Below are 11,672 nucleotides of genomic sequence, written 5' to 3' on the forward strand. Positions count from 1 at the left end.
GGATCCAGCTGGCGGCATCTGAGGTGATGTGCCCTTTCCCATGCCTTCCGGGGAATAGATAGTTTCCCCATTTTGGAGGGTGGTAGTCCGTTAAGTGAAACCGCAGATCTTCTAGTACCGGGATGGTCCGGGTGGCAAGCTTGCCTTTGGTGTTCCCTTTCCTGAATAGGACAACGGGACGCACAGACCCTTTGCGATCATAAACATCCCTTATTCTTAAAGTCACCGCTTCATTAACCCGACAGGCAGTGTACAGCATCACGGCAAACAGTGCCCGGTCTCGTGGCGGGTTAAGGGTTGCCCCTTCGTTGAACAGGAGCTGGATTTCCTCTGCTGTTAATATCTTTGCCTGGCCATGGCGGTCGATTTTCATACCCCACGCCTCAATACACCCCTGCCTATTTATTGAACAGCTTGGGTGTACCCTAGTCAAATACGGGCGACCGAAGAAGGCGCTCATTTGAAGTGAAAGGGGTAAGAGCCTTTCACAGCCTAGGATTCAGGCTGGTTCCCACTCGAAGGGGCGTAGAATCGAAGGTTAACATGGTGACACAAAACTGAGTTAATCCTGTAGAACTAGGTCTCAAAGCTAAAGAGAAAGTAAGTTTGAACCGAACCATCGGATAGGGGATAACCGAACAGGGAAAGAATCAAAAGGTTGAGGGACACGAACCGTTGTTAAAAGGCACCGTGACTAGGTATACCCCTAAAATTCGATGATGGGGGTAAGAGTTCCAAGATTATCTGGCCTATTACGGATAATCGAATCCTGTAGCGAACTCGGTGTATAGACGGCAACCTCAGATTCGTATCTTCAATGTGCGTAACCGGGTAAGCCGAGGTTGAGTCCCTGGTGTCAGGTCGATACACAGGGTAGCCAAACCGTAAGGGGAGGTATAACTCTCAGTCCGGTAAAAGTCTGAACCAAGCAAAAGCCGACATCCTGAAAGGGAACGGGAATACATAACCGGTCGGATAGAGGGAAATCCCTCGCTCGAAAGAGCGCTGAATTTCAGAGCTGATTCCGAGCTTTGGAACTACGTACTTAATAACTTTAAATTGTACATGGAAAAGATAGAACCGCAGGACGGTATCGTAACTATACAGACCACCGATTGGCATTCCATTAATTGGAAAGAAGCCCATAGGCAGGTAAGAAAATTAAGACAACGTATATTCCGGGCGACACGTGAAGGCAACTGGAAAAAGGTCAACAAGCTCCAACGCCTAATGCTTAGGAGTTATAGCAACATCCAGGTATCAGTCCGCCGAGCCACTCAGGATAACAAGGGCAAGAAGACAGCAGGAGTGGATAAGGAAAAATGCCTGAACCCTCAACAACGAGGACTAATGGTACAAAACCTAACCACCCTCAAGTCATGGTCTCCAAAGCCAACCAAACGCATCTACATACCCAAAAGCAATGGCAAACAACGTCCTCTTGGAATACCCAGTATTACAGATAGATGTTTACAAGCCATTGTTAAAAACGCTTTGGAACCAACATGGGAAGCACAATTTGAAGGGACATCTTACGGCTTCAGGCCAAAACGTAGTACCCATGATGCCCAACAACGTATCTTCAAAAATATTTCAGGCGAAAAAAATAGGAAATGGTGGGTGGTGGAAGCCGATATCAAAGGATGCTTCGACAATATTACCCATCAACCGCTCCTACAATCCATAGGAAACTTTCCAGCCAGAGGTCTAATAAAAGATTGGTTAAAGGCAGGATATGTGGATAAAAACACATTCCACCCTACCGAAACGGGTACCCCACAGGGGGGAATAATAAGCCCACTCCTGGCCAACATAGCACTCCATGGTCTGGAAACAGAACTAGGGATTGTATACAAAAAGAAGACCGACAAAAGGTCAACATACTGGTTTAACCAATCTCATAGAACAATAATCCGCTTTGCCGATGACTTTGTAATCTTAACTGAAACTGAAGAAGATGCGGTAAACGCCAAGAGAATCACGCAAAAGTGGTTGGTCAAGAAAGGACTTGAACTATCAGAGGAAAAAACCAGGATAACTCACCTAACAAAAGGTTTTGACTTCCTAGGATGGAATTTCAGGAAATACAAGACATCTACAAAGAAGTCAGGGTACATTACCTTAATAAAACCATCCAAAGATAGCCTGAAAGACATAAAAAAGAAGATTAAGGTAACCATGGCTCAACTAAAAGGAGCCTCACCGGAAGTCTTAATTAACAAACTAACACCAATCATCAGAGGATGGACGAATTACCATAATAGTGCAGCCAGCAAAGATACATTCTCTAAACTGGAAAATTATGTACATTGGAAGTTAGTAAGATGGTGTAAGAGAAGATATCCCAAATTATCCTGGGAAAAAATACAAGAGAAACATTTTGGGAATTTCTGTCCAGGAAGAGAAGACCAAAATATATTCGGCTCTAAGAACTATTACCTAGAAAAGGCACATTGGACAAAAATCACCAGACATAACATGGTGACACATACTCACTCACCGGATGACCCTGACCTCAAGGAATACTGGGGAAAACGAGAGAAAGTACAAGCCAAAAAGACCGCAGAAGGAAGACTTCCCAAGGGCAAGAATAAGATAGCCCTACGGCAAAAATACATCTGTCCATATTGCGGTCAGCCACTAGGGGACTACAATCAGGTACATCTACACCACATCATCCCGGTTTCCGAAGGTGGTGAGGACAAATATAACAACCTAGTGTATGTCCATGAAGACTGCCACAAGACCATCCACGCCTTGGGAGCTAGCAGTCGTGAGATACAAGAAACATTGTTCCGAGCGATTAAAACCCCTACAAAACAGAACCCTCGCAAAAGCCAAAAGGTACAAAAAGGGTTATCTGAATAGAAAAAGCTGGCTAAAAAGATAACGTGTATAAAGGAATTGGTTGCGCCGTGTACTTGGTAACTTGTTCGCACGGTGCTTAGGGGGCGACGGGGGAGTAATCCCTCTGACCTACCCGATAAGATAGGTGCGATCGCACAAGCGCGGAAGCTACGCGAGTCACGCGAAGCTTGGACTACGGCCAATCGTTTCAAAACAGTCTCTTAGTTAATAAACACTGACTGATTGTGTTTATTAAGAACTATTTCCAGTTAATTGACAAGGACTACTTATTATAATAGAGTAATACAACTAAACTTCCCTATTCCCTTTCCTATATATGATTCTGGCTGATGAAAGCTAATAAAGTTCTGGAAAAATATGCAGACGGAAAAAGGGATTTCCGCAGGAAAAATCTTAGGGGTCAATCGTTTCAGGGGGAAGACCTTTCCGGGGCAGATTTTAGTGAAGCGGATATTCGAGGGGCAAATTTTAAGAATGCTACTCTAAAGGGCACTCAGTTCTGTAGTGCGAAGGCAGGATTACAAAAACGGTGGGTGATTGTTCTTTTGTTGGTTTCATCGATAACATCAGGAGTATTCGTATGTACCAGCTTATATAGTGGAGCGTTACTAGAGTCAATTTTTAGCCCTAGTAACGTAACGTCGCTAGTCTATACCTCGATAGTTTTGATTGTAATAATTGTCTTATTCGCTATTATCCTTTGTCGAGGTATTGGAGGACCCGGAGCCTTAGTCTTAGTCTTAGCCTCAGTCTTAGCCTTCACTGGAACCGGATTGTTCCCCTTAACCTTCCCCATAGCTGCACCTGTAGTGGCAGCCATAACCCTAACCGTAGCCGTAGCCGGAGCCGGAGCCGTAGCCGGAGCCGTAGCTATAGCCGTAGTCTTCACTGGAGCCGTAGCTATAGCCGTAGTCTTCACCGGAGCCGAAAACTTCTTCCTCGCCTTCCCTGTAGCCGTACTCGTACTTCTAGCCTTACTTGGCACTTACCTAGGCTGGCGTGCTCTAAAAGGAGACCCCCGAGATGCCTGGATTCGCACTATTACTATTGCTTTTGCTGCCACAGGAGGAACCAGTTTTTACAAGGCCAATTTAACCGATGCTGATTTTACGGAAGCTACTCTCAAAAGTACAGATTTAAGGAAGGCTACTATCACTCATACTTGTTGGCGGAAAACCATTAAACTTAACCGAATTAGACCAGGAACAAAATATCTTCAATATGAAAATATTAGACAATTACTGATAACTGGACAGGGACAAGATAAAAATTTCGATCGGCTCGATCTAAGAGGTATTAATTTAAAGGATGCTAATCTACAAGATGCTAGCTTCATTGGAACAGACTTAAACCGAGCTAACTTACAAAATGCTAATTTCTCCAGAGCTAAGTTAGTTCAAACGTTACTAGAAGGAGCAGATTTAACCAGAGCTACCTTAACAGGAGCATATATCGAAGATTGGGTAATCAGCAATACTACTAAACTAATTGAAATTGATTGCGATTATATTTTCCTGAAACTACCTACTAAAAATGCTCCAGACCCTCAACGTCGTCCTGCTGACCAAGAGAGAAATTTTGAACCAGGGGAATTTACTAAGTTAGTTCAAAAAATTCCCAATACTGTCGATTTAATTTTTAAAGATGGTATCGACTGGCAGACTTTTTTGAAAACGTTTCAAGAGCTTCGAGTTCGAGTGGAAAGCGACACAGGAGAGCTACCAGTTATACAGACTATAGAAAATAAAGGCGACGGTGCTTTTGTTATTCGTGTCAAAGTCCCTGAGGAGGTTGATGAAGCAGAATACGAGCAAAAATTATGGGCAAAATACAAGCCAATGTTAGAGGCTAAAGATAGAGAAATAAAGTTTTTATCTGAACAAACCGAGTTTTATTCTGAACAAATAGAATATATACGCAAAGACAATACTAGATTAATAGGAGTTGTTGAAACAATGGCAGATAAAGAAACTATTAGAATTGATAAAATTGACAGACGTGACCAGCGTGGTACCAAGTTTAACGTTGGTGGTAACTATGTCGAAAGAGCTGAGTCTGTTAGTAGTCAGCAAAGCTATGCTAATCAAACTAACTACGAGGAAGCTGATAAAAATCTAGCCGAAGCAGCAGCAGAAATCCAGCAACTTATGGAGCAACTATCCCAGAATAATCCCACTACAACAAGCAAAGAAAAGATGATAGTTGTCAGTGAGGTTGTTGACCAAATTGAAAATAACCCAACCCTAAAAGCCAAGGTAGTCAATGCTCTGAAAGCTGGAGGAGTGGAAGCTTTCAAGGAAACCCTAGACCATCCCTTGGTTAATATTTTGATGGCTACCATTGAGGGATGGGCGGAGGCTTAGGGGTAAGCTATCAGTTATCGTTCCCTGTTTCCTCTTTTGCCACACGCCATGCCGTTTCTCGTCCGATCTTCCCTGCCTTAGTAAACAACCAAGAACCCCTCCTGTAGGTATCCTCACCCTTTCTTGTGTGAGGTTTTACTTTTATTAGTTCCTTGACTTCGGATGTGGTCAATAGCCATCCTTCCTCGGCAGCCATCTTTAACTGCCCCATGTATCCTATGGGGTTCACGGACTGAATTCTATTGATGGCCACTCTCTCGATTCCAGAAGCAATGGCATCAATCAACACCTCCAATGCTTCCCGTTCTGCCTCCCAAGAACTCGTCCGGTGAACGTCCACTGGACTGTCCGGTGAACTGTTCAGAGAGATAGCTTCCTGACTGTTTTCGGTAAACTCTTGGGTCAATAATGCCTCAAAGTCTTCAAAAGTCCCACCCCTTTTCAAATGGTTGTGCAACCGATCCAGCTCTTCAAGCTGTTCACCTGACACAAAAGAGCGAGTTCCCTCTTTGTTGGCCTTGATATTGGCATGTTTGAATCGCTCATAAAGGGCACTGCGACCTATGTTATATCGGCTCGGTAAATCTTTGATGGGAAACTTGTCTATTTCCTGATTCATAACCATTTGCTGGATGTTCAGTAAATGTCCACCGGATGTCCACCAGACGTCCACTGAACATTTTATATCCATGCGGTGGGAGTAGGGAATTGGGAGTAGGGAATTGGCCTCATTACTGGTGAAAATGGCTGCCAGCTGGCAATAGATAATGTCGTACTGTTTTTAGCCCTTGATGCATCTGGGTTACTGATTCTGTACGCAAACCGAGTCGTACTCCTTTCAAGCATGAAGGTTGGCCGGATTCTGGTACTGAAGTACCGATAATCCCCCAACAAGGCACTTCACTATCACAAGATTATAAAGACGCTTGAGCGAACCCTATACTCAGTCTTGACTACACTTCCAATGACTGTCGAGAAGAATGCCCGGAATAGGGTTGGATTAGGGCATCGCACATAACAGTAGTGAACCCTGTCCTTATGAGGTTAAGCACCATGGGAATAAAGAACACATAGAAGCTGGGCTAATTCACCTCAGAACATCCAGTCACTGAATGCAGTAATTAACTTCACCAGTTTATGTGATTTATATCACGACTTTATCTAACTAAATAAAGAATAATGATTAGTGAAAGTTATAAGATTAGTCAGCTAAACACTATAACTTATCATCTCAGGGTAAAGTATCTTATTATACCAAATCTTGTTCCCACACCCCCCTTATCTGCATAGCCATAGATTCCTGGCATACAAAGATTTGGTCAATTTTTATAAAGGGGTTTTGACAAACGGATTTGGTATTACATCACTAAATTGCAAATCGCTGTTTTTAGCCCAACTACCAGCCCTAGAGGCAAAGAAGGCAGCTACGCTGAGGTCTTGGAGGCGATGCGGAGCAAGCTGAATGGGTAATAATTTCATCTCATAAGTTACTTCAGGTGCGCTTTCCGTTGGCGAATTAAATTCGCCACGGGTCGCACCTAAAAGATACATTCTGTTTTGGGCGCGACCTTGGACTATGCTACAAGGGTTTGAGCTTCCATAAAGCAGTGTGCCAGGGACTTTTGCTCGTACATAAGTAAGAAGGAAGACTTACGAATGAACTTGGTTCAGATCGCAACATCTGCAGTATCTATACCAATTCCCTACTTGGCTAAGGTAGCTGAGGGTGCAGCTCAAAAGGCTGGCGAGTCTGTTGAACAGCTTGGGTGTACCAGAGTCAATACAATGTGGGTGCGATGCTACAAAGCAGCCACCAAAGGCGATCGCTAAACTTGGTGGTCTATTTACTATGATTAAAGGGAATTTTTCAAACGTCCTGATATTGACTCAGGAATAGCGAAGCTTTTTACAGTTGGTGGATTCATTGAACAATAACAAGTATCTCTATATCCAAGTTCTTCTAAGAAGGTAACTTATATTGAATTACAAATCACAATAATTTTAATTTATTCAATGGATAATTTTTAGGACAAGAATTTTTACGTATTTATCCGGATTAAGAATTGAATTTGCGTATAAGAAAGAAAACAGTGTAAATAAGGATAGATGCAAGTGAACAAAAAATTAGATCTCCAAGAACTGGCGATTGCGATCGCTACCAAAAATATCAATCCTACAGTTTTCAACCCAGGCTTTCTCAAATACACAAGACCCGTCCGAAAATTTCTAATTCATTCTCTATAAAGGTGATAGAGATGAGCTATCTGACCAACTCGACATATATAGCAATAAAGATTAGAGTTTTTCCTAATAATTTAGGAGCAAAAAATAAAAAACTTTTTGGGGACAAGAACATTAGTTTTGATTAAAACTAAACTACAAGCTAATCATAGCAATAAGTAATTTTTATTTATATAGCAATCCTAAATCATTTGTAAAATCAGCAAAATCTCGAATCGTTGCTGGGCAAGGGTTATAGCGTTCGCTTTGGCCAATATATTTCACGAATAATTTAGGACTGCTATATACACTTTTGATAAATTAAATTGTCTCAGAAAAATAATTTATCAAAAGTGTATATAAATAATCAATACTGATGTCGTAAATTCTTCGCCACAGTCAGTTTACGAAAGAAAATTAACCCAGGGAAACTCAACTTTTCAGAATCCTACAATGGAAAACCTTGAACTCAATAATAAAAATTTATTTGAGCCAAATAATCTCTCATTGATAGGTAGTGAATCCTCAAGCTTGCAGTCACTACCACACAATCCTTTTACCCAAAATTTTGAGATTTCAAGTCCTCGCTCCCCCCAAGCATTCTACCCATTGCCAGATGAGTTAAACCTGGTTGACAGTCAGGAATATGACCAATTTGGGCAGCAGTTACCTACACAAAATTCAGACACCAGTTTTGAACTGGTCACGGGGAAAAAAGTTGAGGATTCCTTGGTTGGTGAATTTAATAATAACGACATTTTTTACAGCTCTACCCATAAAAAAACAGACCACCTGGGTGACTTTTTCTTAGTACCGGGGGCACTAAATGATGAAGTATCTCTTTCTTTTGAGTGGACAACTCGCAAAGCAGGATTTGATAACGAAATTGGCGTATTTGTCATCGATGAACAGGGAAGAGTAAATGGAATTACTCCCGATGAACCAGGATATGCTTGGGCAGCGTTAAGCCATCCTACCCGACAAGTCCTGTTTTCAAGCGGTACTGGAGCTGGCGCGAGGCGTGAAGTAACCTTTAAGGGAGGCGATCGCCTTGCCTTTTATATCATCCAGGACAACACCACTGACCATTGGTTAGAACGGAATCCCCAGAATACTTTAGGGGCTGAAACCCTGGCTTTTTTTTCCATTGATGGGGTAAATCCCGATGGGTTCGACCATGCAAAAGGGAAAGCCCTCGATAGGGGAATCTGGGAGTTAGCATGGGAAGATTTAGCGGGTGGAGGCGATCGCGACTTTAATGACGTTGTGATTCAAGTAGCTCAAACAGAAGGGACATATTTGCCCGGTCGAGTTGTCCAGATTCCTGGAGAGGCAGGGCAGAGTGTGGCTACGGATTTCCGCTGGATTAGTCGGGATGCTGGCTACGATAATGAAATGGGTCTATTCTTAGTGGATGATGCTTCCGGAGGAATTGGTGATTTACGTCCATCAGACCCTGGTTATGCCCTAGCCGCTTTATCTAGTGAGCGACAGCGAGTTATTTTTGCTAGCGGTCAAACTGCTGGAGCAAATGCTAGGTTAGAACTTCCAGCTCAGGCATTTTTTGGTTGGTACTTAATTCAAAATGCCACAACTCAAGAGTTTCTCCAGTACAATCCCAATAATCAGATAGGTAAGGGACCCCTCGCCTTTTTCTCCCTACCAAGGGTTAATCCTGAAGGTTTCGAGCATATTCAAGCACGCTCTGGTTTTGAATTGGCATGGGAAGACTTAACTCACGGGGGTGATGGGGATTTTAACGATCTGGTTTTTGACTATGAATTTGGCACTCCAATCGATACCAACATCAACAAAGCACCTACAGTTCTCAGCCTAAGTGGGGACACTATTGGAGAAAAGAGTCCTGCTGATACAGTAATTGGTACTTTCAGTACAACAGATCCAGATGCAGAAGATACCCATACCTACAGCTTGGTTTTGGGAGATGGTGATACAGATAACAACGCTTTCACCATTGTTGATAATGAACTACGTATAAACTCCTCGCCAGACTTTGAAACTAAGTCAAGTTATAGCATCCGGGTTCAAACCACTGATGCTGGTGGTTTAAGTTACGAACAAATTTTCAACATCAGTGTTACCAACGTTAATGAAGCACCTACAGTTCTCAACCTGAGTGGGGATACCATTGCAGAAAATGAAGCTGACAATACCGTAATTGGTACATTTACCACCACAGATCCAGATGTAGGGGATACTCATACCTACAGCTTAGTAACAGGAGATGGTGATACAGATAACAACGCTTTCACCATTGTTAACAATGAACTGCGGATTAATCAATCTCCAGACTTTGAAACTAAGTCGAGTTACAGTATTCGCGTTCAAACCACTGATGCTGGTGGTTTAAGTTACGAACAAATTTTCAACATCAGTGTTACCAACGTTAATGAAGCACCTACAGTTCTCAACCTGAGTGGGGATACCATTGCAGAAAATGAAGCTGACAATACCGTAATTGGTACATTTACCACCACAGATCCAGATGCGGGAGACACCCACACCTACAGCTTAGTAACAGGAGATGGTGATGCAGATAACAACGCTTTCACCATTGTTGACAATGAACTACGGATTAATCAGTCACCTGATTTTGAAACTAAGTCAAGTTATAGTATCCGTGTTCAAACCACTGATGCTGGTGGTTTAAGTTACGAACAAATTTTCAACATCAGTGTTACCAACGTCAACGAAGCACCTATAATAACTGTTCCCGGAACCCAATCTGTAGATGAGTTCACCTCCTCAACCATTAGCGGTATTAGTATTGAAGATGTGGATGCTGGTGACGGTGAATTCACTGTTATCCTTTCCACTGAAAATGGCACACTTGCTGTCACTCCAACTACAGGAGTAATAGTTACCGAAGCAGGACGCAACCTGACCTTAGCAGGGAATACAACTAATATCAATGTTGCTTTAGCTACTCTAAATTATCAGAGCGATCGCAATTTTAGTGGTAATGATACTCTCACTCTCATCGCCAATGATTTAGGAAATATGGGAGTTGGTGGTGCGAATGAAGTTACAGCAACTATCCCCATTACCGTAGCAGCAATAAACTTTCCCCCTGTTGCTGATGAAGATAAGCTGCTGACAGTGGAACAGAATAGCGATGCAATTTCCTTGGCAATTGCCGCTCCCACTGACCCAGATGGTGATAGTTTAACTATTACTGTGGACGAAATTCCTGCGGCTGATAAAGGTGAGGTGAAATTAGGGGATACATTAGTTACCACAGGACAAGTATTAACACTGACAGAATTACAAGCACTGGAATTTGTCCCCGTAGCTGATGTGACTGGGAATGGTGGGCAGTTTAGTTACACTGTGGATGATGGACAAGGGGGAACAGATACCCAAACCATTACTTTCAATATCTCACCGGTAATAGTATTGCGGGAAGGGGACAACTTCAAAGTAGTCCATGAAGAAGCGATCGCAATTCCAGAAACCCCATCTCTATTACGCTTCACTTATAATGCCCTCAATTTTGATACCACGGACAGTGATTTTATAAATGATGCCTTTGAAGTAGCATTATTAGGTGCAGATGGTAGGACTTTAGTTCACAGTATCGGTAACAATCAAGATGTCTTCTTTAACTTCACTGAAGAACAATCCACAGATGTAGCACCAGGGGTTACTTTAGAGAAACAAACTGTTAGTGTTGACCTGAGTAATATTTTAGGAGGAACCCCAGCAACAGTCGTCTTCCGCTTGGTAAATAATGATAGCGATACCGAAACCACAGTCCGTATTACCAACCTGGAAATAGTTCCCAATCAAACGCCAACAAATGTGGGAGTAACCCCAACAGTTACCAGTTCTCCTAGCGGTGTTCCCCTGAATATTCTTCAACTTGACGATGTATCAGCTAGTACTCAAGGACAATATCTGCAAACCTCCTTTAACGAACAAAGCAATATTCTCACGGTTGAATTAGCCATTGAAAATATTGGTAGTTATGGGTTAAATGCACCATTAGTTGTTGCGATTAATCAACTTAGTGACCCCACCATTCGAGTAATTAATGCAGATGGATTCACACCCGATGGACTCCCCTATTACGATTTCAGCCATTTAGTTGGGGGAGGAACCTTAGATCCTGGTGAATTAAACCAAACCCAAAACCTCAGCTATGATAACGCTTATGAAGTTCAATTTACCTATGGGTTAGTATTTCTATCAGAACTGAAT

The 11,672-nt window shown here is 42.5% G+C and carries 9 protein-coding genes; 6 read left to right on the forward strand and 3 right to left on the reverse strand.

Going from position 1 to position 11,672, the window contains the following annotated elements; all coding sequences use genetic code 11:
• Window positions 1–433, reverse strand: a 433-nt coding sequence (locus tag F6K51_RS32905; RefSeq protein ID WP_293028893.1) for a site-specific integrase, incomplete at its 3' end; no start/stop codon positions are given.
• Window positions 434–1,065: 632 nt separating this feature from the next.
• Here F6K51_RS32905 and ltrA point away from each other — a divergent pair.
• From ltrA to F6K51_RS32920, 3 genes are all read left to right on the forward strand, one after another.
• Window positions 1,066–2,868: a group II intron reverse transcriptase/maturase gene (ltrA, locus tag F6K51_RS32910; protein WP_293028898.1), complete on the forward strand. Its 1,803-nt coding sequence runs from the start codon at window positions 1,066–1,068 to the stop codon at window positions 2,866–2,868.
• Window positions 2,869–2,940: 72 nt separating this feature from the next.
• Complete coding sequence (locus tag F6K51_RS32915; protein ID WP_293028901.1) at window positions 2,941–3,072, forward strand: hypothetical protein; 132 nt, start codon at window positions 2,941–2,943, stop codon at window positions 3,070–3,072.
• Between the two features lie 125 nt (window positions 3,073–3,197).
• Window positions 3,198–5,231, forward strand: a complete 2,034-nt coding sequence (locus F6K51_RS32920; RefSeq protein ID WP_293028904.1) for a pentapeptide repeat-containing protein — start codon at window positions 3,198–3,200, stop codon at window positions 5,229–5,231.
• Between the two features lie 10 nt (window positions 5,232–5,241).
• On the opposite strand, the gene F6K51_RS32925 is transcribed toward F6K51_RS32920, so the two are convergent.
• Together F6K51_RS32925 and F6K51_RS32930 are read right to left on the reverse strand one after the other, a co-directional pair.
• Window positions 5,242–5,904 (reverse strand): hypothetical protein, encoded by a 663-nt coding sequence (locus tag F6K51_RS32925; RefSeq protein ID WP_293028907.1) that lies wholly within the window; start codon window positions 5,902–5,904, stop codon window positions 5,242–5,244.
• 653 nt (window positions 5,905–6,557) lie between these two features.
• Entirely contained in the window at window positions 6,558–6,782 is a 225-nt protein-coding gene (locus F6K51_RS32930) for a hypothetical protein (protein ID WP_293028911.1), read from the reverse strand.
• A gap of 105 nt (window positions 6,783–6,887) precedes the next feature.
• Here F6K51_RS32930 and F6K51_RS32935 point away from each other — a divergent pair, with 105 nt between their 5' ends.
• The 3 genes from F6K51_RS32935 to F6K51_RS32945 form a co-directional block, all read left to right on the forward strand.
• Window positions 6,888–7,061: a hypothetical protein gene (locus F6K51_RS32935; RefSeq protein WP_293028914.1), complete on the forward strand. Its 174-nt coding sequence runs from the start codon at window positions 6,888–6,890 to the stop codon at window positions 7,059–7,061.
• A gap of 282 nt (window positions 7,062–7,343) precedes the next feature.
• The gene (locus F6K51_RS32940) at window positions 7,344–7,475 is read left to right on the forward strand and encodes a hypothetical protein (protein ID WP_293028917.1); all 132 of its coding nucleotides are present in this window, start codon (window positions 7,344–7,346) and stop codon (window positions 7,473–7,475) included.
• 429 nt (window positions 7,476–7,904) lie between these two features.
• Window positions 7,905–11,672, forward strand: a 3,768-nt coding sequence (locus F6K51_RS32945; protein ID WP_293028920.1) for a DUF4114 domain-containing protein, incomplete at its 3' end; no start/stop codon positions are given.

The organism is Moorena sp. SIO3I8 (assembly GCF_010692325.1).
Lineage (GTDB): Bacteria > Cyanobacteriota > Cyanobacteriia > Cyanobacteriales > Coleofasciculaceae > Moorena.

What these genes read in the sequence shown, in the direction of transcription:
- F6K51_RS32930 (WP_293028911.1), bottom strand. Translation starts at nt 6,782, where the DNA reads ATGTATCTTTTAGGTGCGACCCGTGGCGAATTTAATTCGCCAACGGAA.
- F6K51_RS32920 (WP_293028904.1), top strand. Translation starts at nt 3,198, where the DNA reads ATGAAAGCTAATAAAGTTCTGGAAAAATATGCAGACGGAAAAAGGGAT.
- ltrA (WP_293028898.1), top strand. Translation starts at nt 1,066, where the DNA reads ATGGAAAAGATAGAACCGCAGGACGGTATCGTAACTATACAGACCACC.
- F6K51_RS32935 (WP_293028914.1), top strand. Translation starts at nt 6,888, where the DNA reads ATGAACTTGGTTCAGATCGCAACATCTGCAGTATCTATACCAATTCCC.